Origin of the sequence: Paenibacillus alginolyticus DSM 5050 = NBRC 15375, from assembly GCF_000422905.1 — a bacterium.
In the GTDB taxonomy this organism is placed as follows: Bacteria; Bacillota; Bacilli; order Paenibacillales; family NBRC-103111; genus Paenibacillus_E; species Paenibacillus_E alginolyticus.
The window spans coordinates 1-25,274 of sequence record NZ_AUGY01000016.1 but is presented as its reverse complement, the minus strand read 5'-3'; the positions used below and the strand labels follow the sequence as shown (position 1 = coordinate 25,274).

24 protein-coding genes are annotated in these 25,274 nt (G+C 45.3%); 16 read left to right on the top strand and 8 right to left on the bottom strand.

Going from position 1 to position 25,274, the window contains the following annotated elements; all coding sequences use genetic code 11:
* The first annotated feature begins 49 nt into the window (after positions 1-49).
* The 9 genes from G519_RS42350 to G519_RS0108870 all read left to right on the top strand — a co-directional run bounded on the left by G519_RS42350 (position 50) and on the right by G519_RS0108870 (position 9,225).
* Positions 50-1,183, top strand: a complete 1,134-nt coding sequence (locus G519_RS42350) for an HD-GYP domain-containing protein (RefSeq protein WP_051253269.1) — start codon at positions 50-52, stop codon at positions 1,181-1,183.
* A gap of 64 nt (positions 1,184-1,247) precedes the next feature.
* Entirely contained in the window at positions 1,248-3,476 is a 2,229-nt protein-coding gene (locus G519_RS0108905; protein WP_127527836.1) for an MMPL family transporter, read from the top strand.
* 135 nt (positions 3,477-3,611) lie between these two features.
* On the top strand, positions 3,612-4,733 hold the full coding sequence (gene yfkAB, locus G519_RS0108900) for a radical SAM/CxCxxxxC motif protein YfkAB (RefSeq protein ID WP_409372004.1): 1,122 nt from the start codon (positions 3,612-3,614) through the stop codon (positions 4,731-4,733).
* A 25-nt stretch (positions 4,734-4,758) separates the two neighbouring features.
* Positions 4,759-6,096, top strand: a complete 1,338-nt coding sequence (locus tag G519_RS0108895) for a hemolysin family protein (protein WP_029194376.1) — start codon at positions 4,759-4,761, stop codon at positions 6,094-6,096.
* Between the two features lie 14 nt (positions 6,097-6,110).
* The gene (gene ytvI, locus G519_RS0108890; protein ID WP_029194375.1) at positions 6,111-7,157 is read left to right on the top strand and encodes a sporulation integral membrane protein YtvI; all 1,047 of its coding nucleotides are present in this window, start codon (positions 6,111-6,113) and stop codon (positions 7,155-7,157) included.
* A gap of 29 nt (positions 7,158-7,186) precedes the next feature.
* Complete coding sequence (locus G519_RS0108885) at positions 7,187-7,888, top strand: HAD family hydrolase (protein WP_029194374.1); 702 nt, start codon at positions 7,187-7,189, stop codon at positions 7,886-7,888.
* A gap of 252 nt (positions 7,889-8,140) precedes the next feature.
* Positions 8,141-8,377, top strand: a complete 237-nt coding sequence (locus G519_RS0108880; protein WP_244280065.1) for a spore coat associated protein CotJA — start codon at positions 8,141-8,143, stop codon at positions 8,375-8,377.
* Positions 8,374-8,640 (top strand): spore coat protein CotJB, encoded by a 267-nt coding sequence (locus tag G519_RS0108875; protein ID WP_029194372.1) that lies wholly within the window; start codon positions 8,374-8,376, stop codon positions 8,638-8,640. The genes G519_RS0108880 and G519_RS0108875 overlap by 4 nt, the downstream gene beginning before the upstream one ends.
* 15 nt (positions 8,641-8,655) lie before the next feature.
* Positions 8,656-9,225 (top strand): manganese catalase family protein, encoded by a 570-nt coding sequence (locus G519_RS0108870; RefSeq protein ID WP_029194371.1) that lies wholly within the window; start codon positions 8,656-8,658, stop codon positions 9,223-9,225.
* 160 nt (positions 9,226-9,385) lie between these two features.
* On the opposite strand, the gene G519_RS0108865 is transcribed toward G519_RS0108870, so the two are convergent.
* The 3 genes from G519_RS0108865 to nagB form a co-directional block, all read right to left on the bottom strand.
* Entirely contained in the window at positions 9,386-10,144 is a 759-nt protein-coding gene (locus G519_RS0108865) for a YdcF family protein (RefSeq protein ID WP_029194370.1), read from the bottom strand.
* A 523-nt stretch (positions 10,145-10,667) separates the two neighbouring features.
* On the bottom strand, positions 10,668-11,840 hold the full coding sequence (gene nagA, locus G519_RS0108860) for an N-acetylglucosamine-6-phosphate deacetylase (protein ID WP_029194369.1): 1,173 nt from the start codon (positions 11,838-11,840) through the stop codon (positions 10,668-10,670).
* On the bottom strand, positions 11,837-12,565 hold the full coding sequence (gene nagB / locus G519_RS0108855) for a glucosamine-6-phosphate deaminase (protein WP_029194368.1): 729 nt from the start codon (positions 12,563-12,565) through the stop codon (positions 11,837-11,839). The genes nagA and nagB overlap by 4 nt, the downstream gene beginning before the upstream one ends.
* 258 nt (positions 12,566-12,823) lie before the next feature.
* On the opposite strand from nagB, the gene G519_RS0108850 reads away from it, so the two are divergent.
* From G519_RS0108850 to G519_RS0108835, 4 genes are all read left to right on the top strand, one after another.
* Positions 12,824-13,495, top strand: coding sequence for an HAD family hydrolase (locus G519_RS0108850; RefSeq protein WP_029194367.1), 672 nt, complete (start codon positions 12,824-12,826; stop codon positions 13,493-13,495).
* A gap of 74 nt (positions 13,496-13,569) precedes the next feature.
* On the top strand, positions 13,570-13,794 hold the full coding sequence (locus G519_RS0108845) for a spore germination protein (RefSeq protein ID WP_029194366.1): 225 nt from the start codon (positions 13,570-13,572) through the stop codon (positions 13,792-13,794).
* A 206-nt stretch (positions 13,795-14,000) separates the two neighbouring features.
* Complete coding sequence (locus G519_RS0108840; protein WP_029194365.1) at positions 14,001-14,999, top strand: cation diffusion facilitator family transporter; 999 nt, start codon at positions 14,001-14,003, stop codon at positions 14,997-14,999.
* Between the two features lie 29 nt (positions 15,000-15,028).
* Positions 15,029-15,403 carry an ArsR/SmtB family transcription factor gene (locus G519_RS0108835; RefSeq protein ID WP_029194364.1) on the top strand — a complete coding sequence of 125 codons (375 nt, stop codon included), beginning with the start codon at positions 15,029-15,031 and terminating at the stop codon, positions 15,401-15,403.
* Between the two features lie 47 nt (positions 15,404-15,450).
* Here G519_RS0108835 and G519_RS42345 read toward each other — a convergent pair whose 3' ends face one another.
* The 5 genes from G519_RS42345 to G519_RS0108810 form a co-directional block, all read right to left on the bottom strand.
* On the bottom strand, positions 15,451-16,596 hold the full coding sequence (locus G519_RS42345) for a YheC/YheD family endospore coat-associated protein (protein WP_051253268.1): 1,146 nt from the start codon (positions 16,594-16,596) through the stop codon (positions 15,451-15,453).
* 6 nt (positions 16,597-16,602) lie between these two features.
* Complete coding sequence (locus G519_RS0108825; RefSeq protein ID WP_029194363.1) at positions 16,603-17,730, bottom strand: YheC/YheD family endospore coat-associated protein; 1,128 nt, start codon at positions 17,728-17,730, stop codon at positions 16,603-16,605.
* Positions 17,730-19,094, bottom strand: coding sequence for a YheC/YheD family endospore coat-associated protein (locus tag G519_RS0108820; protein WP_029194362.1), 1,365 nt, complete (start codon positions 19,092-19,094; stop codon positions 17,730-17,732). The genes G519_RS0108825 and G519_RS0108820 overlap by 1 nt, the downstream gene beginning before the upstream one ends.
* 98 nt (positions 19,095-19,192) lie before the next feature.
* Entirely contained in the window at positions 19,193-20,320 is a 1,128-nt protein-coding gene (locus G519_RS0108815) for a YheC/YheD family endospore coat-associated protein (RefSeq protein WP_029194361.1), read from the bottom strand.
* Between the two features lie 9 nt (positions 20,321-20,329).
* Positions 20,330-21,706, bottom strand: a complete 1,377-nt coding sequence (locus tag G519_RS0108810) for a YheC/YheD family endospore coat-associated protein (RefSeq protein WP_029194360.1) — start codon at positions 21,704-21,706, stop codon at positions 20,330-20,332.
* Between the two features lie 172 nt (positions 21,707-21,878).
* On the opposite strand from G519_RS0108810, the gene G519_RS0108805 reads away from it, so the two are divergent.
* From G519_RS0108805 to nfsA, 3 genes are all read left to right on the top strand, one after another.
* A complete protein-coding gene (locus G519_RS0108805) occupies positions 21,879-22,214 on the top strand; it encodes a YlbF family regulator (protein WP_029194359.1) in 336 nt (111 codons plus the stop codon).
* 272 nt (positions 22,215-22,486) lie between these two features.
* Complete coding sequence (locus G519_RS42340) at positions 22,487-23,542, top strand: acyltransferase (protein WP_036632471.1); 1,056 nt, start codon at positions 22,487-22,489, stop codon at positions 23,540-23,542.
* Positions 23,543-23,900: 358 nt separating this feature from the next.
* Positions 23,901-24,629: an oxygen-insensitive NADPH nitroreductase gene (nfsA, locus tag G519_RS0108795; protein ID WP_029194358.1), complete on the top strand. Its 729-nt coding sequence runs from the start codon at positions 23,901-23,903 to the stop codon at positions 24,627-24,629.
* The last annotated feature ends 645 nt before the right edge of the window (positions 24,630-25,274 follow it).

Sequence of the window (25,274 nt, the reverse complement as noted above, 5' to 3'; positions counted from 1 at the left end):
CTATTACATTTAGATAGAAAGTAACGCTCACCTATTCGGGGGTCCTGAAATGCTGTTAATGCCGATCAACATGTGTCATCCTGGAATGAGGTTGGCCAAGAATATTTACAACGACGATGGTATGGTCCTGCTGGCCGTTAATGTTGAGCTTTCACAGAGACTCATTGATCGACTTTTTACATACGGAATCGACTACATATATATTCAAGATTCTCGCACCAATGACATCATTCAAGAGGATATTATTCAGGATGAAACGAGATCCAAGGCTGTTCTCGAAATCCGTAACACCTTTAAGAAAGTTATGGAAGATTCGAACAAACGCGGTGCCGTTAATTATTATGATATCGGACGTAATTTTCGTGATGTGATGAAAATGATTATTGACGATCTAAGCGCTCATCAAGGGGCTATGGTTATGCTCAATAATATGAACGTTAAAGATAATTACTTATTTCAGCATTCTGTGAATGTAAGTATTTATGCGATTATGCTGGGAATTAGCTTTGGATACAGTCGTGAGAACCTCGAAACACTCGGGTTAGGCGCTCTACTTCACGATATTGGCAAGACGAAAGTACCGCTGGGTATTCTTCGTAAGCCTTCGCAATTGACAGAGCAAGAGTTTAAAGAGATGAAGAATCATACGACATACGGTTTTAACATTTTGAAAGACGAACCGAACATTCCTCTTCTGTCAGCGCATTGTGCTCTTCAGCACCATGAGCGAATTAACGGAAGCGGCTATCCGCGTGGGATTCAAGGTACAGATATCAATGAGTTTGCCAAATGGGTTGGATTAGTGGATTCTTATGATGCTATGACGACAACAAGAGTCTATCGAAGACCTTTACTGCCGCATGAAGCGATGGAACAACTGTTCACGGGCTCTGGAACGATGTATGATCAAAGTCAGATTGCTTTATTCCGTGATAAAATTGCGATTTACCCATTGGGCATAACTGTTCGATTGAATACGGGGGAGTTTGGCATTGTATCCAAGTTAAACGTAACCGTACCTCATAGGCCGATCGTTCGCGTGCTGCAGGATCAATCCGGTCAAGAGCTCAAGGAGCCGTACGAAATTGACCTGTCAACGAAGCTTTCTACATTAATTTCAGAAATTGGGGAAATTAAAGTAGGCGAATTTGATCCGGATGAAAGTATGCCAACCATATTTTAAGATAAAATATAGATTACAAGCATGAAGAACCTGGGATTCCAGGTTCTTTTTGCAAATTAGGGGGATGCGTGTGAGAGAATCAGCTGTGAAAGGGAAGTTTTGGAGATGGGGATATGCGATGCATCGTTTCCGATGGCTCGTGCTGGTTATTGGCGTACTTCTGCTTCTCAGCTTTGCTATTTTTGCTCAGAAAACACCGGGAATGCTCAAAGACAACGGCTTTACGCCTAAAGGCAGTGAGTCCGATCGCGGCTTCATTCAACTGCGGGATGAGCTTGGTGTCCCACTTACGATGCTGAACCTGGTTTATACAGGGGAAGGGCTCGATATGACGGCCAAAGACCATCAGCAAGCCGTCATGGATTCGCTTAGCGATTTGAAGAAGCTGCCGTATGTGGAAAGTGTGAGATTTGTCGGGACACCTCGTAACGAAGGTCATTTGGATGTACTCGCCGTTACCGTATCGTTAAATCTAGATACCGACCCTGCTCTAGAGAAATATCCGGAGCTTAAAGAGCACGTGCATCCGCCAACGGGTATGAAAGTATATGTGACTGGCGGACCTGCTATTTTGCATGATATGCAGGAGGCGAGTAAGCATGATATTGCCAAATCAGAAGCGATTGGTTTACCGATTGCACTGATTGTCTTATTAATCGTGTTTGGCACTCTTGTCGCGGCGCTATTGCCTATGATTGTAGGGCTTATGAGCGTTACCCTTACGTTAGGGATAACCTATTTTATCGCCCAGCACCAATCCTTATCGAACTTCCTCCCGAATATGGTGACGATGCTCGGTCTTGCCGTAGGCATTGATTACGCCTTGTTCCTAGTCAGTCGCTTTCGAGAGGAACTCAAGGTACAGAAGAATGTGGCTGAAGCAGTGGCCATGACTTGTCAAACGGCTGGGAAATCGATCTTTTTTTCTGGTATAGCCGTGCTGATTGGGCTGCTTGGCATGCTGTTCGTAGACCTCACCTTCTTTCGCTCCTTGTGTTTGGGCGGCGTAATTGTCGTGTCAATATCTGTTATCGTCGCGAATACGATGCTGCTTTCGCTTCTCGGTATACTGGGTGAACGGATTAACTCTCTTCAGGTCGTTCCTAAACGCTTTCGCAAGCAAGAAACGTCCCGTTTTTGGGAACGAATCGCTTATGCTGTAATGAAACGGCCCGTGCTGCTGGTTGTCATCGTCGGCGGTGCCCTAATCTACACCATGACTCCTATGGGTCATATCAAGTTAAATGTACCGAATGCGGAAGTGCTGCCTCCCAGCTACGAGTCCCGATATGGCTCGGAATTATTGAAGGCAGCCTATGATCCGCGGATGATGGGTCCCATCCAAATTGTTATTCATACGGAAGGAGAAGTATGGGAAGAGGGTTCGATTCGTCAGCTTCGGGCTTATAGTGAGCAGGTTAAAGGGGTATCCGGTGTAAAAGAAGTACAGAGTTTCATCAGTTCCCTAGGTCAACATTCGGATGCTGAGTTAGCAGCTATGCTAAGGGATTCAAGTGTCAAAGCACAAATTGAAGGCAATAAATTGGCAAAAGATCACACAGCTCTGATGGTTGTGGTGCCTGAGAAAGATACCGATGATCCTTCGACGGATAGCCTTGTCCGAGAACTTCGCAGCTTAAGTAAGGATGGACTTGGTATTGCAGTCACAGGCGGACCGGCCTATAGGCTGGATATTATAGATCGAATTCAGAAAGAGATACCTAAAGTATTAACTTTTGTGATGGGGATTACCTACATCGTTTTATTGCTTGCCTTTAGGTCCGTTTTGCTTCCGCTCAAAGCTGTATTAATGAATATGCTCAGTCTTGGCGCGAGCCTCGGTGTTGTTGTGCTAGTATTCCAGCATGGCTACCTGGCTGATTTGCTGCATATAACGTCTATTGGCTATGTCAGCGCAACGCTGCCAGTTATCATTTTTTGTGTCGTGTTTGGCATATCCATGGATTATGAAGTATTCCTGATTTCTCGCATTATGGAGGAGTATGAGGCAAGCGGAGACAATGATAAGAGTACGGCTGAAGGACTTAAGAAAACGGGAAGCTTAATTACAAGTGCAGCTTTCATCTTAGTTGTAGTTGTAGGATCTTTTATTTTTACAGATATTGAAATCATGAAGGCGTTGGGGCTCGGTCTAGGGCTCGCTGTTCTGATCGATGCGACTATCGTTCGAGTGATGCTCGTTCCTGCCCTTATGAAACTGCTTGGGGATGCGAACTGGTGGGCACCTAAGTGGCTGCGAATGAGATCGCAATTGAAAGCAGAGAAGGAGTAGCGGAGCTTCTCATTAACTTGCAGCCGTTTCCTTTTTTGCGAATCATAAGTTACAATAAAGGGCATAGGTATAGGCATGATAGGAACAATTAGCTAGTGAATAGGAAATGATAGGTCAGGTGTAAACAGCATGAATATGAATGGAACAAGCTCCATCTTACAGGAGCTAACCCCCGCTTACGATCCATGGGACCCGATTCGGTCTTATCGCAAATACGGGAGACACGTACTAACAAGTGTAGAGCTTACGATAACGAATTTGTGCAATATGCGATGTGAGCATTGCGCGGTTGGGGATTCGTTAACCATGACGGAAGGGCCTCGTATTCCCTTGCCCATCATTCTGAAGCAGCTCGACCAGGTTGAGCATTTAGAAACGATCAGCTTGACCGGCGGAGAGCCTTCGTATCACATCAAGATCGTCAAAGACTATATGCTGCCAATTCTTAAATATGCACGAGAGCGCGGTATCCGTACACAAATCAATTCCAATTTAACGCTTGACTTAGCCCGGTATGAGCTTCTCGCTCCTTATCTGGATGTCATGCATATTTCTTTCAATTATTTGAATGCTGACGATTTCCATCAAGTCGGCTTTGTGAATAGCGGCCATCCGGTTGGTCAAGACACCGCGGCACGGATGTATGAACGAATGGTTGATAACACGGTCGCGCTCAGCAAAGGCGGACTTTATGTCTCAGCGGAATCGATGATTAATACACGCACACATGAGAAATTACCGCAGATTCACAAGCTGATTGACGAAATGGGCTGCAAGCGCCATGAGGTTCACCCGATGTATGCCAGTTCCTTCGCTTCTCATCTTCCCATGGTATCTCTGGACGAGTTAAGAACGAGCATTCATCGGTTGTTAGACAGCCGGAATCGTGACATGTGGATGCTGTTTGGCACACTGCCATTCTTTGCTTGCAACGATCTACAAGAGGACAGAATATTGGTTAAAAGGCTTCGCGAGGAGCCGAATGTAACAGTTCGTAATGATCCGGATGGACGCAATCGCTTGAATGTTAGCACTTTTACAGGCGAGGTGTTCGTTACAGATTTTGCAAATGAACCACCTCTCGGCAACATCCATGATGACCCGTTAGATACCATTTTTGCCCGTTGGGAAAACAATCCGCTGAACCAGCGCGTAAACTGCTTCTGCAGCAGCGCTTCTTGTTGTGGCCCTAACCTGCTGGTAGCCGACTCGTATTACCGTTCTGTTGATTTCAAAAGCCGCAAAGCTATCATCTAATCATTTTACTGAAGGAGATATACGCTTGCCACACACTTCGTTTGATTTCGGTTCCATTGCTCTTAACCTGATAGTCGTCATTATATTAGTCCTGCTCAATGGTTTCTTCGTTGCTGCTGAATTTGCGCTTGTGAAGGTTCGGCAATCGCGCATCCAGCAGTTAGTCAATGAAGGCAGCGGCAAAGCAAAGTATGCCATCAAGGTAACGTCGCAGTTAGATACTTATTTATCAGCAACACAATTGGGGATTACTCTTGCCTCTCTGGGACTAGGCTGGGTTGGTGAACCTGCCATCGCGGAGTTGATTATGGAGCCCCTCTTACATAAGCTTCAAGTAGAGACTTCGGTTTATACAACGACCTTGTCTTTCATTGTTTCATTTGGATTTATTACGTTCCTCCACATTGTTCTTGGCGAGCTGGCTCCGAAATCATTCGCGATTCAAAAAGCGGAATTGACCTCGCTATGGCTTTCAGCGCCGCTACTCTTCTTCTACAGGGTGTTTCGCCCGATTATCTGGGTGCTGAATGGTGCAGCAAATAAATTTCTTTCATGGATTGGTGTAGATCCGGCAAGCGAGCATGAGGCTGCACATACAGAAGAAGAAATTCGTATCTTAATGGATGAGAGTGTCAAAAGCGGCCATATCGATCAAGATGAAATGGTGCTTTTCGATAATATTTTTGAATTCTCAGAACGCATTGCCCGTGAGGTGATGCTGCCGCGGACAGATATGGATTGTCTATACCTTGAGCTAAGCTTCATTGATAATTTGCGTATGGTTCATGAGACGAAGCATACACGTTACCCTGTGGCTGATCAAGATAAGGATAACATAGTCGGTTTCGTTCATATTGCTGATTTACTAACAGCAGATCCGGATGAAGAGCAGGAAATTAAAAACTTTATACGTCCAATTCTCAATGTTCCAGAGTCGATGGAAGTCAGCCGCGTATTGAAATTAATGCAGAAAAAACATTCTCAACTTGCTATCGTCATTGATGAGTACGGTGGTACTGCAGGACTTCTAGCACTAGGGGACATTCTGGAGGAGATCGTTGGCGAGATGCACGATGAGTTCGATATCGATGAACGGCCCGGTGTTGAGGTGAAAGAAAAGTATACGTCCGTAGATGGCCGTGTCCTGATTGAAGACTTGAACGATATGCTGGATTTGGACATCGAAGACGATGATGTGGACTCTATTGGCGGTTGGTTGTTTAAGAAGCTTGAAGGTGCGCCTGTAAAAGGCAAAAGAGTGGCTTTCGGTAATCACGTGTTTGAAGTATCCGAAGTAGATCGACTGCGTATCGTGCGCATTCACATAACGAAAATCAACCCTATCAAACCAGTAGAAGAATAATCGGAGGAGTCCTGATGTCGCCTAAGTCGATCATAATCATGGTGCTTGGATTGCTGCTATTGTACGGATTGTTCACCATAGGTTTGCCATTCTTACTAGCGCTCGTGACAGCTATTTTCTTGGACCCTTTAACCGTGCTTCTCATGCGTGCTGCCAGAGTGAACCGATTAATTGCAGCTACGATCATTTGTACCGTGTTTACGCTGCTGACGCTGACCTTATTTTATTTCATTGGGTTAAATGTCGTCACAGAGCTTATTGACCTAGGCCGCAAAGCGCCAAATTATATGGATGAAGTGAATAAGTACATGGATCAAGCTGTCGACCGCACACAGTTGTTCTATGATTCCTTGTCACCAGATATAGCGGCACAAGTGCAAACTTGGTTGGCAAGCAGTACGGAAACCTTAACCAGAGCGTTAACCAATGCATTAAGCGGTATTTCTGGCTTCTTTTTAAATATAGCTGGAAAAATCCCGAATTTATTTATTTTAATGCTCATGTATGTCATTGCTTTATACTTGTTTATGTTTAGTTTACCAAAGCTCAGGTTGTCTTTTCTGTCCATGTTTGAAGAGTATTCCAAAAGAAAGATGGAAAACGTGCTGACTTACCTGCGGGAAGCTATTTTTGGCTTCATTCGAGCGCAGCTTATCATGGCCGTGTTGACCTATTTGGTCACTTTTGTTGGTTTATTGGTCTTACGAGCAGAATATCCGCTAGCCATTTCCTTATTAGTGATGGTTATGGAGTTCGTTCCTGTGATTGGCACCGGACTTGTGTTTATTCCATGGCTCGTCTATCAACTGCTGATTGGACACACCGGAATGGGTATAGGTTTATTAGTCCTATTCCTTGTTTTGACGATATTCCGCCGTATTGTAGAGCCTAAAGTGCTTAGTGATGCTGTAGGAATTAATGCGCTCGCTGCTCTAATCAGTTTGTACGTTGGCTTCGAGTTATTAGGAATAACAGGTCTCTTTCTAGGGCCGTTGGTTGTTATTATTTATCAAGCTATGCGTAAAGCTGGCCTGTTGAACTTAAATATTAAGTTGGATTGAGCCACAGCATATGAACAGGGTGGTAGGGTATGAAGTTAATTTTATTTGATTTGGATGATACGCTGTTTGACTTCTCAAGTACGTGGAATGTCGTGATGAAAAAGATGTTTGCGGAACATGAAGTGACCAAAGAGTATGACAACGAGGTGTTCTTCACTGCATTTCAAAAGAAAAGCGACGAGCTATACTACCTATATGAGCAGCGCATTTGCACGGTTGAAGCGTATCGTAACCGAAGGCTGATCGAAACATTAGCTGATCATCAGTACACGATGTCGGAAGATGAGGCAGATGCTTTCAACCTCCAATACATCCAACAATATGCAAATAGCTTAGCGCCCGATTCTCACGTGCTGGAACTGCTGATGAAGCTTAAGGAACGCTATAAGCTAGGAATCATTACGAATGGACCCCACGATATGCAAGAGGGTAAAATAATGCGTTTAGGTCTGAAGGAATTGTTTCCTCCCGAGCAGGTGTGGATCTCTAATGTCGTTGGAATCGCCAAGCCTGATCCGCGAATTTATCAACTGGCGCTTGATTATTTCAATGTGCTGCCAGAGGACACCTTATTCGTAGGTGACAATTGGGAGGCAGATGTAGCTGGCCCGCTGCAAATAGGCATGAAGGCCGTTTGGCTCAATAAATATGGTAAAACTGCACCAGCCTCCGATAAGAAACCGTTAGCGATTGTTAGTCAACTTCATGAACTTATTCCTTATCTAAATTAATGCGCCCTCGATAGCTGCTTCCAAATTAGAAGTCCCTGCTTTGTTGCCAAATGGCAATGCGGCAGGGATTTTTTTTCAATATCTGGACGATTGATTTCATCGTTGCCGTCAACGTTTAACCCAACCAATATGGAAATGTTGGAAAACATGTGATTTTGGCCAAGTCATGCCGCATATAACGAGCATATAGACCTTTGTCGCTAGGCTAGAATTCATTTGCTCCCAATACTGAAGAGGAGGAGAGATAAGCATATGCATATGCATTCGCATTCGCAATTTAAAAAATATTATCCATTTATCGGTCCCTTTGATCCTTGTCCACCCATTCGAGTGAAGCTTTATAACACAGCGCCACAATTATATATCCACTTTCAACCGCCGGGCATGCCACAGTATAGCCCCTATGAAGCACTGAAAATAGGAACGCTCTGGCCGGCGCTTTACGGGCCTTATGAGTCTAAAGCGGTAGAAGGAGGCCCATTGACATGAGTGAACCCATGTTGCCAGACTCGTATTACAGACAGCTTCACGATCTGCAAGCCGTAGATTTCGTCTTAGTGGAGCTGACGCTGTATTTAGATACTCATCCTGATGATCTGGGTGCCATTCAACAGTACAATCAATTCGCACAAAAGAGGAAACAAATTGCTGAACAGTTTGAAATGGAATTCGGCCCCCTCATGCATTTCGGTCAAAGCTATACCAAACATCCTTGGCAGTGGTGTGAACCTCCATGGCCATGGCAAGTCTGAGAAGGAGGAGAGCGCATGTGGATTTATGAAAAAAAGCTGCAGTATCCGGTCAGAGTCAATAAGTGCGACCCTCGGATGGCTAAACTGCTCCTTGAACAATATGGGGGTGCTGACGGGGAGCTTGCTGCGGCATTGCGATACTTAAATCAGCGGTATACGATCCCAGACAAGGTGGTGGGGCTGTTAACAGATATTGGGACGGAGGAATTCGCCCATTTAGAAATGATTGCAACAATGGTGTATAAGCTTACAAAAGATGCAACCATCGATCAACTGAAAGCCGCGGGTCTGGGTGACCACTATGCAGCACATGACAGAGCGCTCTTCTATCAGAGCGCATCCGGTGTACCTTGGACGGCTACCTACATACAAGCCAAAGGCGACCCCATCGCGGATCTCTATGAGGACATTGCCGCCGAGGAGAAGGCAAGAGCAACCTATCAATGGTTGATTGATCTAACCGACGATGTTGATCTTCAGGACAGTCTAAAGTTCCTCCGAGAGCGGGAGATTGTACATTCCCTGCGTTTTAGAGAAGCTGTTGAGATTTTGAAGGACGATCGGGAGGCACAGAAGGTTTTTTGAGCAGGTAGTGAGGACGAGGACGTCGAGGTCGAAAGAATTAGGGAAACAAAAAGCGGGCCGAGACGGCCTGCTTTTTGTTTATGTAAGAAAGCGCGGTATCCGAGCCTATTCGCCAATTCTGAGTATCATCCTCGGCTGAAAGGGACAAGAGGCTATCCTTTTAATTGTTCCTGGCTGCAAACAAGCCTAAGAATTCCTTCAGCGCTATCGTTGTGGTGGATAAGCCGCTGGAAGATGGAATGAATTTACTGATACTAAGCTGCTGATTCTGCTGGGAAATATAGTCGGTAGGGTAGGGTACTACGTCAATTTTGAGTTTTTGGAATTGCTTAACGGATCGAGCCATGTGGAAGGCTGATGTGATGAGAATGGGAGCCTTCCAGCCTTTTTCTGTGAGAATAGCTGTTGTATTCACAGCATTTTCTTCGGTATTGCGACTCTTATCGTCCATGGAAATGGACGATTCGGGAACGCCGAGCGCGAGAAGGTGCCGTTTGGCAATCTGAGATTCATTGCCTGTGTCACGAAACACTTGGCCGCCAGACAAAAGAATAGGCAGCTTTGTGCTTCGGTATAGCTCAGCAACTGTTAAAACACGCGCAGCCGTGTTCCCTGTCAGATATCCCTCCCCTTTGGTAAGAGGGTCTGCATGATCTAGGGTGGCGCCTCCAGTTAGTAGAACTAGTACATCGCCAGACACTTGAACCGGTGGTGTGTACCTTCTTTCAATGGAATTCAGTAACGTATTGCCGAAATAAGGCATAGAGGATACGCCTAGAAGTAATACGGATAGGCCTACTAGAAGCGCACCGAGGTACTCCTTTTTTTGCTTCAGCCATAAAGCTACAGCCAGGAGGAGAAGTATGATAATTCCAGGAGGGAATAATAGGGTGTAAGCGATTTTTATCAAATAAATCATGTCAGGCGTCAAACCCTTTCTTGTACGAGCTCAAGTATGGTGTTAGGGATTTTCGACAAATGTTGGTACTTTCCTGCCAATTTACAAGAGCTTCAAAGAAGTGAGACAAGGATAAACGACTCCGTCGTCCTTCAGGGACGAGCGCGTTTGTCAAGGTAGATGCGAAGTAAAAGTATAAAACTTATACTTTCTTATCTACTGAAAAAGCCCCGTCTTCGCAATTAGAACGAAGTCGGGGCTAGTATTTTAGAGACATTCAGCTTTCGTGAGGGCTGAAGGGCTATCGTTGTTACCAATGTTGTATATTCTACAACAATTCACACACCAAAAGGCTATTTTGCAACTTGAAGTTGCATTTCGTACAACATTTTGAGCTCATTTGATGCGAAACATCATTCAACAGCTAATATGAATTCAATCATATAGCAACCTAAATTCTGCATATATGACGATTGATCCCGGTTTAAAACAAATCTATGTGGAGTAAGATGGGGCGATGAATCGACGGTCTTCATCAGCCAAATTAATCTGTCATTTCTTTGCCGCATACCCAAACATGTTCGAGCTCTAATTCAGGGCTGACAAGCACCAAGTCAGCCTGCTTGCCCTGCGCAATCGAGCCGTGCGACGCCTCAAGGCGCAGCAGCCTCGCAGGATTGCCGCTTGCGAAGCGGCTCGCGTCTTCGACGCTGACACCGACCTCGCGCACCATAAAGCGGAGCGCCTCGATCATCGTCAGCGTGCTGCCGGCGAGCGCGCCGCCTTCCGTCAGCCGGGCTACGCCCGACTGTACGGTCACGGCTTGCCCGCCAAGCTCGTACTGCCCGTCGCCGAGTCCCGCGGCTGACATGGCGTCCGTGATCAGCAGCAAGCCATGCGGCTGCTTCACCTTAGCCAGCAGGCGAATCGCTGCTGGGTGCACGTGGTGCCCATCAGCGATCACTTCGCCGCTGATGCGTTCGTCGGTGAGTATCGCACCGACGGTTCCAGGTTCGCGATGATGCAGCGGCCTCATCGCGTTGTAGGTATGCACCGCATGCGATAGCCCCTCGCGAATCGCCGACTGAATGTCGGCGTAAGTCGCGTCGGTATGGCCGCAGGCGGCAACGATGCCATGGTCGCGCAGCCACGCGATCATCTCAAGCCCTCCCTCGCGTTCGGGGGCGAGGGTTAACTGCTTCATGAGCTGCGGGTAGCGCGCGTGCCAGTCTTCGATCCATGAGAGCTGAGGAGGTACCATGAGGTTCGGATCCTGAGCGCCTGCCCACTTGGGTGAAATGAATGGACCCTCCAGATGTACGCCGAGCAGCTGAGCGTATGGCATCTCCTGGCTCTTATAGCGGTCCACTTCACCAAGTACCCGATCAATCGCATCTCGAGTCGCTGTCATCGTCGTAGCTAGCATGGAGGTTGTGCCGTGTAAGGCATGAAACCGAGTAATAATGTCAAGTGTCTCTGGATTTGAATCCATGAAATCGGCGCCGTATCCACCATGAACGTGAACATCGATGAATCCTGGCAACAACCAGCTTCCATGGGCATCGAAGAACTTAGCGGCAGAACCGGCATTGGACGGGTCCCATTGGGACATTTCGCCAACAAAAGCGATAAAGCCATCCTTCACATGAAGGATGCCTTGCTCGATGATTCCCTGCTCAGTTACGATCTTTGCCCCCGAAATTACAAGTTCACTCATTCAAAAAACCTCCCCGCCTCAGCATCAAGAAGAACGACAAGGTGTGGGTGAGTTTGCAAAAGAGTTGCCGGAATTTCCGTTGTAATCGGACCCGTAAGTGCGCGATGCACGATTTCAGCTTTATCGGCTCCACGAACGATCAACAGGATCGTTTTGGCTTTCAAAATGGTGCCTACTCCCATGGTTAAGGCATGAGACGGAACCTCGTTGATGGAATTAAAGTAACGTGCATTCGCTTCGCGAGTCTCTGCTTTTAATTCTACGCGGTGTGTACCGCTGATTAAGGAATGATCAGGTTCATTAAAACCAATATGCCCGTTATGGCCAAGGCCGAGAATTTGCAAATCGATCTGTTTTGCTTCTTCCAAAAGTTGGTTGTAACGCTCGCATTCGGCATCTAGATCTGCTGAATTTCCGTTGGGGATATGAGCCGCAGCAGCAGGTAAGTCAATATGTGCAAACAAATGCTGCTGCATATAAGCGTGATAGCTCTCTGGGTGATCTACCGGTAAGCCGACATATTCATCTAAGTTAAAGGTAGTGACAGATTTAAAGCTAACACGTCCTTTATCGTAAGCCTTAACAAGCTCCTCATAAATGCCAACAGGTGTTCCACCAGTGGCTAGCCCCAATACTGCTTTAGGCTGCATTTGGACAAGCGAGGTAATAATGCCAGCTCCAGCTTCATTCAGCTCTTGTTGATTTTGAAAAATATGAAGATTCATAATCGTCTTCCTCACTTTCATAGATAAGTTATCGAATAGGGGTTTTTGCAAGATGTGATACCTATTTTGATTAATTATGATGGTATTTTGCATAAAAATATCATTTTGAAAACAAATTACTCTCATTTCAATCATAACTGAATTTTTTCTTATCGGCAACAGGCTTTTTCCTAAATATGAATATTGACTTACATGGGTATGTTTGCCATTCTTATCTAAGATCATAATAATTATTTTGAGCATAGAAGGAGCTTGATTATGAGTAATCAGAGAAATCTACCCGAAGCGATGCTTTTTGACTTGGACGGAACATTATTTCAGACGGAGACCTTACTTCTGCCTGCTTACCATAAGACGTTCGATGAGCTTCGAGCTAAAGGCCTTTTTACTGGGGAAACTCCACCGGAAGAACGAATCTTAGGGGCGCTAGGTATGCTTCTTGAGCATATCTGGGAGCGGGTTATGCCGAATGAGCAGATGGCAACTCGTCAGGAAGCAGATAAACTGCTGATCAAGTATCAAGTGGAGGGACTGCAGCAGGGGCACGGCGATCTTTATACAGGAGTGGCTGAAACCTTACAAGCTTTACATAATAAAGGAATTCGTTTATTTGTCGCAAGCAATGGACTCGAAGATTATGTGCGGCATGTGATTGAAGCCAAAGGTGTAGCGCATTTATTCGAAGGATTGTACAGTGCAGGGCAATATCGAACGAGATCCAAGGTGGATTTAGTAAAAATACTGCTGGAAACACATCAAATCCAATCAGCCTGGATGGTTGGCGATCGCTCATCCGACGTAGAGGCAGGACTCCAGAACAACCTAACCGTAGTCGCTTGCGATTATGCAGGTTTTCGAGAGTCGGGAGAGCTGGAGGGTGCGCATATACGTATCCGCAGCTTCGCTGAACTGCTTGAATATTGTAATTAAGCGTAGGCTGTCGCAAATATGGGGAGTTGGGCATACACTGTAGAACTTTGATAGATAAAGGGTGCTGATCAGAAATGCCTTCTTTTATAGGAATATTCAATGTTATTAGGAATGAAGGAAATCTGGTGAATGGCGACACTGCTGTCATTGCTCCGACATCCGCATCCAAAACCTATACAGGTGCAGGCGGCGGAATAACGGGAGATTTCGGGGTATCCACTTCGCTATTTAGTGCAACGATCACGTTTGACCCGGATGTAGTAGATGCAGGCGCGAACAAAGTCGCAACAGGGACATAGCAATTAGACAATCATTTGTTAGATCGATTCAGGCTCATGTGAAATTGAGCAATGAATCGATCTTTTTTTTGCATGAGCTGTATTGACATCAGCCTGTTTTACTCACTATTATGGATATATGAGTGAATGCTCATATATTAAATGTCAATCATAAATCAAATGGCAGCACAACATTTTAAAGGGTTGAGACACAGGGAGGGAATTCTATGCAGCATCATGAGTCTGAAGTACAATCACATCAACACAAAGATCACGCTAATTGCAGCGGTCATGTTGGTCACCAAGGACACGATCACGCTCACCATGGGCATCATCATGGACATCATCACCATGGTCACAGCGGGAATAAACAAGGTCTCCTTATTGCGCTATGTATAACAGCGAGCATCATGATATTAGAGTTCGTAGGGGGATTATGGACCAATAGTTTGGCGCTTCTCTCTGATTCTGGCCATATGTTAAGTGATTCTGGCTCTCTTGTATTAAGTCTCACCGCCCTTTGGTTCGCGGCCAAGCCATCTTCAGCTTATAAATCCTATGGTTTTCATAGAATTGAAATCTTAGCGGCTCTCTTCAACGCTGTCACGCTTTTTGTAATAGCCGGGCTCATTATCTGGGAAGCAGTTGGGCGATTTATGGATCCTCCTGCTGTTGCCAGTGGTTCAATGATGCTCATTGCTTTCGTCGGTTTACTAGCTAATTTACTTAGTGCTTGGGCACTTATGCGCAAAGGGGATGTGCATGGCAATCTCAATCTGCGCAGCGCATATCTGCATATCCTAGGTGATGCTTTAGGCTCTGTAGGGGCTATTTTAGCCGGTGGGGCTATGCTGATCTTCGGTTGGTATGTTGCTGATCCAATCATTAGCATCCTTGTGTCTCTATTAATACTTAAGGGGGCTTGGACCGTCCTGAAATCGACGATTCATATCTTGATGGAGGGCACTCCCGCCGCTGTTTCTTATGAAGATGTCAAACGCGTACTTGAGGGCATTGATGGTGTTATCAATGTTCATGATTTACATATTTGGACGATTACTTCAGGCCTTGATTCTCTGAGCTGCCATTTACTCATTGCAGATGATCGTGATAGTCAGGTAGTCCTTCAGGAAGCTATTCATCAAATAGAGGAACGATTTCATATCACTCATGCTACTATTCAAATTGAAAATTCGACTAACGTCCATCCGGAACTACAAGTATAGCTAAAGCAAAACACGAAGGAGGGATGATGATGGAAAAAATATGGATAGAAGCAAGTGAAGGCGAGGACACATGTACTTGTACAGGTGTTGACTCGGTACAGCTTAGTCAGGAAGCTCAAATTACGGAGGAGCAAGCGGTAGGGATTGCGGAGGTATTCAAAGCTTTAGGCGATCCGACCAGGGTTAAAATGATCTATTACCTGCTGCAAAGGGAGCTATGCGTGCATGATCTTGCAACGCTGCTTGCGATGGGGCAGTCGGCAGTCTCACATCAGCTTCGCTACTTGCGGGATCTGCACATTGTCAAAAGACGAAAAGTGGGAAAAACAGTTTTTTACTCGCTAGACGATGACCATATTGAGCAAATTTTTGTTCAAACTTTGGGACATCTTCAGCATATGTAGGCCGGAAGCCGGCTATAGCCTTTAGCTGACGCTTCCGATCGTTTACGTTAAGATTCGGCTTGTTTGTCTTCGGTCTTTTCTTGTTCTTTTTGTTCTTCTCTTTTTATTCTCTTTTGTTTCATCATCCAGACAGCATATTCAAGCGGCCTTGTAACCGCCTTCTGATAAATCGAATGTTGGCCAATTTTGCGAAAAACTTCTCGTGATGGTTTAGGATTGACCTCAAGCAGCCAAACATGACCTTTGGGATCTACGGCAATATCCATGCCTAACTCGCACAACTTTCCGAATTTCGTTTCCAAATAGTTAGCGAGCGTAAACGCGAAGCTGTTCATCTCTTTTTTAATTTCATTCATTTTTTCTTCAGAAGAAAAACGGTAGGCTAACAATTTATCCTGGGTTACCGCACTTCCGCCGCCATGAAGATTCGAAGTGATGCTGCGTTGAGGCCCAATACGACCCGCACACCCCGTCACTTCCCACTCGCCATTGCCATTTTTCTGTATCAGCAAACGATAATCATGCACACGACCATCCCTAAGAGTTAAGTGGATTCCTTGCTGCACCACATAATCTGGGCTCAATTTCAGGGTGTGCAGCTTGATCGCAAGCTGTTTTTCCGTAGCGCGGAATGGAGCGATGATGGTTCGCTGCTGGTTCCTTCCTTGCAATAGATAAAGATCTGAACCGAGCTGTTCAATTCGTAATATTCCTCTTCCACCCGTGCCATTCTTCGGTTTTACGTAGATTAGCTTATGCTTCTTTAGAACCTTCAGCAGATCCTGCACAGAGCTAAATCGTACTGTAGCTGGTAAATAGGGGCGGATGCTCTCATTCTCTGAAAGGATTTGATGCATCGACCATTTGTTAGCTAAAGGTTTACTTAAATAGATAAGCTTGGCATGTCGATTACGAAATGCTTTAAGCATCTGATAATTAGCTGCCGCTTTATACCGGCAACGATCATAAATAACAGGGGGGAAAGAAGTTCGCTTCCGAATCCATTTCCCCAGACCGGAATCATAAGTCAACGTACGAACGGCGTTGTCGCCTTCGACGTCATCCGGTGTAAAGACCTCAACTTGAACACCGAGTTTCTTTCCTTCCTTACTTAGCCGCTGAAAGTAAGAAAGCTCTTCGAGCCGAGACTTACTTAAATAGATAGCGAGTACGCCCAGTCGTTTCGAAGACAAGCATAATCACCTTCTTCTCCCATTATTAATCAGGTAAAGGCTGTAACGGATAATGCGTTCAAGGGATTTTTGACGAATTTTTGGTTCATCGAATTTCATTGGTTTCGAATTAGCTTCGAAGAACCAGATATGACCAGCGGTATCGACACCAATGTCCATAGACATTTCACCTAGTTGATTGCCGGATGACTTCTCAATTTGTTCAGCGAGTGTCACAGCGGCTTTGCGAACTCGCTTCAAAATATTCTTGGCTTCCGTAGCACCAAACACACTCGCAAGCAGTTTGCGCGGCTCGTCAATGGATCCGCCTCGTGGTACATGTGTCGTGATGCTGGCTCTACCTGCTACACGAGCTCCAATACCAGACACACTCCAGACACCTTTGGACGTCTTCTGGACCAAAGCGCGTAAATCGTAAGCGCGCTCTTTGTATCTCGTTAAAGCGATACCTTGCTGCACGATGTAGTCATGGGTGCCACGGTGTTTATTCCATTCATTCCAAAGTTCATCTGTGGAATGATGGTAACTATAAGCCATCTTCTTATCCTCTTGGCGGCTCAGCCGATAATTACGGCGGCCATTTACAGTTGTTAATCGATCAATGCGCATAATGCCTCTTCCAGCTTTACCTTTTACTGGTTTTAAGTAGAGAACGGCATGTTTACGCAATAGCTGAGTGAGATCATTAGCCGAGTTCAATTGCTGCGTATCGGGCATGTAAGGTTTGCTTTCTTTGGCACTGCTTAACCATCCGAACAAGGTCCATTTGTTGAAGAAGGAAGGATTAAATAACTGTATGCTGGAGCTGCGATTGCATGATTGTATGGTCTGCTGGACTTCAGGCTTCATTTCCATCTTGCGGTAGGGAATACGATTGTATACAACTTGTGGAGCGGGAACGAGTTCCCTGCTCCATTTTTTGGTTTCGTCATTAAAGCGATAGCCATATATTTCAGGACTGGTTAAGTTGAAGTCCTTCGTAGTCACGATGTAAACATCAACACCAAATCGTTCGCCAGTTTGAATTAAATCCCGGAAATTGTCCAGATTGCCGCGAAATACACGATTACTATCCTTTACTGTGAGAATGGCAAGAGTAGGCTTTTGTCGGATCTCATGAAGGAAGAAGCCCATTAATTTTCCCTCCTAGAGCGGAAGCGACTCAAAAAGAGGCAGTGCTCATAAATATTTTGTAAGGTGGCAGTGTCTCCTTCTTTCAGCGAGGGGTGTTTGAAAATGGATCTCCCCGGTTTAGCATTAGCTTCGAACATCCAAATATTTTCGCTCTGATCAATCCCTATATCGAAACCAAGCTCACCAAGCAAATGATTATAGTTATTCTCAATGCCTTCGGCAAGCTTAATGGCTGTCTCCTTGGCATTAGCAAGTATCTGCTCTGCACGAGTTCCGTAAATTTGACGAAGCACCTGTTCGGGTGTCATCAATTGACCGCCATTGCGGATATGGGTTGTGACGCTGCCTTTCCCGGATTTCTTTGCGCCGATCGCAGCTACGACCCAATTGTTATTGCCGTTCTTCGTTAAATGGAAGCGGAAATCAATAGGGCAGCTGTCAATTTCAATGAGACGTATGCCTTGCTGGGCGACATAATTCGTGAGGCGGCCACGTCCAGTTCCAAGCATTTGCATTAAACCTTCGAATTTTCCGTAACGGATGAGAACATTTTTACCGCCTTTGCGATACCGAACAAAGTAACCCCGTTTGGGATTGTACGTTACACGGAAAATACCGATGCCTAAGCTCCCTGCCGTAGGTTTCAGGTAAATGAATTTATGTTTATCAAGCATTTCTTTAATTTGATCAGCAGACGGATTGATCTTGGACTCTGGGACGAAACGGAAAGCATCATCGCCATCTAACATTTTGTAAACATCCCATTTATCAAAAAAGCTCCAGTTAAAGAGGGGAATTCCTCTGCGTACAAATCGGTCCTTAAAGCCCTCAATCCCTGCGGATTTCTCAGCTTTACGGCTGGACAGACGATTATAAACGACATCAGGCAAAGGGAATGTTTTACGACTCCAGCCTCCATCTTCTTTTGGGATAATCCCAGTAACGGTTTCTTGGACCCAGTTCACACTACTTGGGCTAAAAGCAAAAATAAAAGACTTGTTAGAGCCGGTATTCATAATTTGGCGAATGAATCCGGTTTTTGTACCAAATGGAGATGAACCGCTCACTACGTTAGTTAAGATACCGATAAGTGGACCGATGCGAAGTTCTTTATTACTGTTATTGGCGACTAGTACACTCCCTATTCGAGGAATGCGTAAAGAGGCCATCAGGGAAAGCGGTATATACATATGCTGACCACTCTTCTTGATCAAACGAATCGGTAGAGTTGAGCTTTTGCTGCCGACCTTTACAGTAATCGATTTATTGCCGGTTAACCGTAAAGCTTTGACGAGTTCACTTGTTAAGTAGACCGATCTATCTGTTCGTTGTACGGCGTGGAGCATACACGTTGTCAAACTCATTAGGTTACCCTCCTAAACTTGTTGCCCTACGGGGCTTTCCGTGTCAAAGCAGGCAGACATAACCTTCTGCCTGCTCGGGCACTTCACAATAAACCAAGCTAGCTCAGTCTTTTGCAAAGTAAAAATCCAGCATAATGGATAGGGTTTGCGATGGATTTTGTGCGTGCTTTTTCGTTGCGCGTTCGCGCAAAAATCGATCTTCCCGGTTTCGAATTCACTTCAAGAATCCACACGCGACCACACGTATCGATGCCAAAATCAATGCCAAGCTCAGCGAGCCGCCCGTGATGAGCTTCCAGAAAAGGGGGAATCCGGCTTGAAAGCATGGCGAGTGTGGTTATTAGCTCATTTGCCTTCGAGTCACCAAACTCTTTGGTAAGGAACGATAACACATCTTCCGCAGTACCCCCGCCATGTAGATTGGAGGTGATGCTTCCGGGTTTGCCAATACGTACAGCCATGCCGGTACTTTCCCATAAACCACGGCCGTTTTTTTGCACGAGGGAGCGTACATCGTAAGCCATTCCCTCTGTTGAATGGAGAGGTAGGTATTCTTGTATTAGATAGGGTCGCATACCAATCAGGCTGCGAAGCCAAAACCAGCACGAATTAAAATCTTCAAATTCACGCTCTAAAGGGAGATTGTGGGCATCGCGCCCTTTTATATGATAAGAACGGTTATCGTCTTTTGTGCTTATCTTGTGAATGTGCAATGCCCCCCTGCCTTGACTGCCTCCCTGTGGTTTGAGAAAGACATCGCTTTTTGTACGAAGCCAATTCCTCAACTCAGTGCCGCTTGTCAGCAAGTTCGTTTCAGGTAAATATAGTTGCAAAGTGGGATCTTTTTGTAGGATTTGATCCACTTCCCACTTTCCGCTCAAGCCATAACCGAGAAAGCGAATATGAGGTGTCTCACGCAGCTTGCGCACATGATTACGGTATTGTCGATAGTCCTTTTTGTTGGTAAAGAAACATCGATCATAGATGATCGAGGGAAGAGGAAAGAGCTTCATCACCCATTCTTGTTTTTTACTTAAATAGGCGTACCCCCGCACCAGCTCTTGCTTCCAATCGATTCGATTCGGTGAGAAAACGAACACGTCAAGACCCTTGGCGGCACCATGGTAGGTGAGATGCTCATAGAACTCTGAACTTCCAAAGGGCAACTCTCGATTCAATTCCGTAACCATAATCCCTAACAAGGGACGATGTGATCTTTGCTGCATGCTTTCACCTCAGAACTTCGCTAAATAACGCGAATATTGCACAATTTGTTTCACAGATGGCCTAATTTTTCGTTCATTGTTAAGTGGGGTATTGTCGTCTTTAGATGGTTTGGAGTTCACCTCGAGCAACCAAACCTTCCCCATTTTATCTACCGCAAGATCGATCCCAAGCTCTCCAAAATGATTAGGGATATTCGTTTCAATACCTTTGGCAATATCCAGAGATGCCTTGCGCAAACGTCCTATGACAGAGACGCGAATAGCTGACGAAAAAGGTGATTTGGTCAGTGCTTCAGCCACAGTTGTTAAACTTCCACCTCGTGCCAGGTTAGAAACAAAATGCTGTGTTCCTGCAATACGGGCAACAATCGAGGTTATAGCCCATTCGCCTAAAGCCCCTCTTTGCACAAGTGCTCGGAAATCAACAGGATTACCGTCGGAAGTGATGAGATCAAGTCCTTGTTGTAATTGATAACGTTGCGTCTTAAGCTTGCCGGATAAAGCCTGGAACACAGCAGTTAATGAAGCGAAGGATTGTTTGCGGACTCCGGCGAGATTCGTATAATGACAGGTGTAAGCTTCCCCTGCCTCTTTACGAATGCGAATAATCCCCTTACCTAGACTTCCGGTAATCGGTTTGAGGAATAGGACACTATGGCGGGCAGCCATGGATTTCAGCATCTGATAGTTTTTGAAGAGGTAAGATTCGGGTAAATATCCATGGAGGCTGTTATTTTTGCGCAAAGCTTCGAATACTTCCGTTTTGTCCAAATATTTCTCATTGAAGATTTCAGTGGCAAAATGTGCTTTGGCATCATTCATGAATTGTTGAACATTCGACTTGTTCTCGAATTTGCGCGAGGTGAGCCGGTTATAGATAACATTGGGAATCGGATACGTTTTTTTGCTCCAGGAACCATTGGAATACGAATATGCAGATATGGATTGGGCATTGGCATGCATTTCTTCAGGCGGAAAAAAGCACACAATAGCCCCAAAAAGGTCACACGCGTCCGTCATTTCTTTACAAAAAGCGGTGATAGCACCGAATGGACGATCATTTGAGCCTGCATAAACACGGCTAATCATTACGCCAATCAAAGGTCCAATCGACAAGGTTCTTGTATTTTGTCTATAATGGAGATTGAGTTGAGCGCCATGATGCAGTCCGATTTTGGAAGCGAGAGCAGGGTTTACACGTAAACTGTTCGACGTTGAGGCAGTGACAACCTTGATATCCTGCTTGACAGAGCCAAATCGCATAGTAATCGTTTGATTCGACGGAACTTTCCATTTTTTTGCAATGGCTTCACTTAGAACAACGGTCCGATCATCCAAATAGATGCTGGTGCCTTGAATGGATATTCCAACTTTCGTCCGGGTCAATAGCGAACACTCCTTCCAGCATCAAAAATGGCATTGTTTGCTTAAGCAAAGTAAACTACTCCATCATATGAGGACATATTTCCCTTGGTGCCTAGGCATCTGTCCGAAAGTGCCCATTTATTCGTTGAGAAAGTAGGTAGGACGTACTAATAGAAAATGAGGAGGAAATAAAATGAATGTCCATGATAAGGCTTACGAATTGGCAAAAGCAATTAAGGAAAGCAGCGAATACAAGGATATGAAGGAGTTCCGCTCCATCATTGACGGCGATGCATCCAGTAAAAGCATGTTGGAAGATTTCCGCAATCGCCAAAATGAGCTGCAGCAGAAAATGGCTGGAGGCGAGATGCCGCCGCAGGAGCATATGGAACAATTGCAGAAACAATATGAGGAGCTCGCCCGCAATCCACGTATTAACCAGTTATTCGATGCGGAGCGCCGTTTGTCGATCGTGCTGGAAGATGTGCAGCGGATTATTGCCGAGCCGTTACAAGCAATGCTGAAATAAAAGAGTGTATCCCTTGTAGAAGTCTAGCCGTCTAGAAGTCTACTCCTGGGATACACTCTTTTTTTAGTAGATAAGAAAGTATAAGTTATATACTTTTGCTTCGCATCTACCTTGACAAACGCGCTCGTCCCTGAAGGACGACGGAGTCGTTTATCCTTGGTAAACAATCGAGGAAGAGAGATATCTTTTTGCTAGGCACACTGTTGCGAAATAGCTCGAAACTGTCTATAGTAAAAAGGGTATTTATTAGGAAAAGAGGACTTGAAACCGTTATGGCAAAAGCAAAAATCACGGAGCTCGATATCGTTAGAGCCTTCGCCATCCTTGCCGTCGTTCTGATTCATGTTACCGCGGACTGGACAGTGGATCCGGCTTTGAAGGGGAGTAGCACAGAGCTAGTTATTTTATTTTTGAACAAAATCAGTTATTTCGCCGTTCCGCTGTTTATTTTTTTGAGCGGCATCGTATTGTTCTACATTTATACGGATAATTGGAGCGCGAAACAGGCTGGCATTTTCTACTGGAAACGTGTCCGCCAAGTGTTAGTTCCTTATATCGTTTGGTCCTTCTTCTACTATATATATAACCCTTGGCTTTGGACGCCAGGGCATCCCATTAAGTTTGATCTACGTGTTTTTCTGGAACAGTTAAAATGGGCAGATTCCGGTTATCACTTGTATTTTATGATCATAATCGTACAGTTCTACTTACTGTTTCCGCTGTTAGTATGGGCTGTTAGAAATGCGCCATGGTTTCGCCGAACGCTGGCACTTTGGGGGCTAGCCATTCAAGCGGGCGTTTACATTTACACCCACTGGTTCGGTACGATTGATCATAAACCAGAGCTTTGCATAACGTACTTCGGGTATTTCCTCGTTGGCGGTGCAATTGGCATGAACTACGGGGCCTTTCGTTCTTGGATGGATCGGAATAAGGGCTGGGTGCTGCCAGCTGCATTCCTCAGTGGTTTGGCCTATGTGATGCTTTACCTATTGGGACTAAAAGGTTATAAGTTTGAAAATACGTGGTACGAAATTTTATGGCTGCTCTACAGCATTGGCATTGGTGTAAGCTTTATCTGGCTTGCGAAATGGCTTCTCCAGAAATCTACCAAATTGGCAAGCTTCTTCATCTCGCTAGGCTCGGTGTCATTTGGTGTCTACTTGATGCATCCAGCGTTGTTATCCTTATGGAAATATAAAGTAAATATGCCCGGTTCGATTTTGCTTTTTAACGTGTACAATGGGATCGTTTTTGTGCTGATTGTTGCGATACCGTGGGTACTTACGCTGTTGTATAGAAAAGTACGGAAATTGTTGTCGATATAAAGAAAAAGACCCAGTTGGTTGGGTCTTTTTTTATTTTGTAGATAAGAAAGTATAAGTTATATACTTTTGCTTCGCATCTACCTTGACAAACGCGATCGTCCCTGAAGGACGACGGAGTCGTTTATCCTTGGCTTCGCTGTTGAGTTTTCGTGGCAATACACACTTTTGGCAAGCATTAGATGCTAGTTGTTTGAAAATTCCACGCGAGTATCGGATAATTGCAGAGACGGAATGTTGGACAATCGGGTCCAATGAAGTCGAGTTCGAGGTCAGCTTGCTCAAATCATGACAGTTTGTCGACCACATCGGTGGAGACTTTCTAAATATAAGCTGCATATAGAAGAAAGGTTGTTGAAGGATGAACGAAATCATTTCTTTATTGCAAAAGCATCGCTCAATTCGTAAGTTTACGAATGAGCCAGTAAGCTCAGAACAGCTGGATGCTATTCTGGCAGCGGCTCAAGCTGCATCTTCATCCAGCAATATGCAAGCGTACAGCGTTATCCACATTACGGATAACGGGTTGAAGAACCAACTTGCCGCGCTGGCCGGCAATCAAGCTTACGTCAGCGAGTGTCCGCTGTTCCTTGTGTGGTGCGCGGATTTGCACCGATACGCGCAGGCTGTCCACCGTCACGGGGACACTCCGGTTACTGGCAACGCTGAGAATTTCATCGTTGCCACGGTAGATGCTGCATTAGCTGCGCAAAATGCAGCCATTGCCGCCGAGTCACTCGGACTCGGCGTAGTGTATATTGGCGGGCTGCGTAATAAGCCCGCCGAGGTTTCCCAGCTGCTGGGCTTGCCTCAGCTGGTGTATCCGGTCTTCGGCATGTGCATCGGCATGCCGGATCAAGAGCCGCTGCTGCGCCCGCGGCTCCCGCGAGAAGCCGTATACCATGAAAATCGGTATACGGATAACGAAGGAGCGGTCGACGTATACGACGAGAGCATCCGCGACTATATGAAGGTCCGATCGGGCGGCAAGGTCGATACGACCTGGTCCAAGGATATGGCAGCCAAAGCGCAGCGGCCGCGAGAGCACATGAAACCATTCCTAAGCTCCCAGGGTTTCGAGGTTGAGTAAGCGAGACCGTCGATTCATTCGCTTGCTCTACATTGATTTGTCTTAAGTCGAGATCAAACGTCTTATAGGCAGAATTTAGGTTGCTGGATGAATGAATTCTCATATTCGCTGTTGAATGATGTTGTAGTAAGTGCAACAATTTATGCCTAAATCTCGCCTTGCTCCCTTCATTGTTGCATAGTGTACAACAATTTGGCCCAATATAGACCATTTCGCAACAAAAGTGCTCAAAATGTTGTACGAAATGCAACTTCAAGTTGAGAAATAGCCTTTTGGCGTGTGAATTGTTGTAAAAAATACATTACCGATGCATCAAACCTCACATCAAATATTTACTTAATTTGTAATATAAAGTATTTATTAATCTAGACAAACAAAGAAAAAGCACCTATGTTTAGGGAATGACGCGCTATCCATCATTCTCCCAAACAAAGGAGCAAACCATGGATAACGATAAGGAATTTTTAGTAGTTTGTCAATGTCTCAAAGTGCTCAATGTCCTAGATTATCGGTCTATTTTTCAGGATCATCGGTCAAAGAAGCTGTTTGCGGGTTCAGCCATAGGGCTTCATGTCGTTGCTCAGCTGTTGCAACTGAAATCGTATTGCGAACTGTCTGAGCAACTCCAAGCACACACCGAGCTTG

Coding starts and splice junctions, on each gene's coding strand:
- G519_RS42350 (WP_051253269.1), top strand. CDS start 50: ATGCTGTTAATGCCGATCAACATGTGTCATCCTGGAATGAGGTTGGCC.
- G519_RS0108905 (WP_127527836.1), top strand. CDS start 1,248: ATGCGTGTGAGAGAATCAGCTGTGAAAGGGAAGTTTTGGAGATGGGGA.
- yfkAB (WP_409372004.1), top strand. CDS start 3,612: ATGAATGGAACAAGCTCCATCTTACAGGAGCTAACCCCCGCTTACGAT.
- ytvI (WP_029194375.1), top strand. CDS start 6,111: ATGTCGCCTAAGTCGATCATAATCATGGTGCTTGGATTGCTGCTATTG.
- G519_RS0108885 (WP_029194374.1), top strand. CDS start 7,187: ATGAAGTTAATTTTATTTGATTTGGATGATACGCTGTTTGACTTCTCA.
- G519_RS0108880 (WP_244280065.1), top strand. CDS start 8,141: ATGCATATGCATTCGCATTCGCAATTTAAAAAATATTATCCATTTATC.
- G519_RS0108875 (WP_029194372.1), top strand. CDS start 8,374: ATGAGTGAACCCATGTTGCCAGACTCGTATTACAGACAGCTTCACGAT.
- G519_RS0108870 (WP_029194371.1), top strand. CDS start 8,656: ATGTGGATTTATGAAAAAAAGCTGCAGTATCCGGTCAGAGTCAATAAG.
- G519_RS0108865 (WP_029194370.1), bottom strand. CDS start 10,144: ATGATTTATTTGATAAAAATCGCTTACACCCTATTATTCCCTCCTGGA.
- nagA (WP_029194369.1), bottom strand. CDS start 11,840: ATGAGTGAACTTGTAATTTCGGGGGCAAAGATCGTAACTGAGCAGGGA.
- nagB (WP_029194368.1), bottom strand. CDS start 12,565: ATGAATCTTCATATTTTTCAAAATCAACAAGAGCTGAATGAAGCTGGA.
- G519_RS0108850 (WP_029194367.1), top strand. CDS start 12,824: ATGAGTAATCAGAGAAATCTACCCGAAGCGATGCTTTTTGACTTGGAC.
- G519_RS0108845 (WP_029194366.1), top strand. CDS start 13,570: ATGCCTTCTTTTATAGGAATATTCAATGTTATTAGGAATGAAGGAAAT.
- G519_RS0108840 (WP_029194365.1), top strand. CDS start 14,001: ATGCAGCATCATGAGTCTGAAGTACAATCACATCAACACAAAGATCAC.
- G519_RS0108835 (WP_029194364.1), top strand. CDS start 15,029: ATGGAAAAAATATGGATAGAAGCAAGTGAAGGCGAGGACACATGTACT.
- G519_RS0108825 (WP_029194363.1), bottom strand. CDS start 17,730: ATGGGCTTCTTCCTTCATGAGATCCGACAAAAGCCTACTCTTGCCATT.
- G519_RS0108820 (WP_029194362.1), bottom strand. CDS start 19,094: ATGAGTTTGACAACGTGTATGCTCCACGCCGTACAACGAACAGATAGA.
- G519_RS0108815 (WP_029194361.1), bottom strand. CDS start 20,320: ATGCAGCAAAGATCACATCGTCCCTTGTTAGGGATTATGGTTACGGAA.
- G519_RS0108805 (WP_029194359.1), top strand. CDS start 21,879: ATGAATGTCCATGATAAGGCTTACGAATTGGCAAAAGCAATTAAGGAA.
- G519_RS42340 (WP_036632471.1), top strand. CDS start 22,487: ATGGCAAAAGCAAAAATCACGGAGCTCGATATCGTTAGAGCCTTCGCC.
- nfsA (WP_029194358.1), top strand. CDS start 23,901: ATGAACGAAATCATTTCTTTATTGCAAAAGCATCGCTCAATTCGTAAG.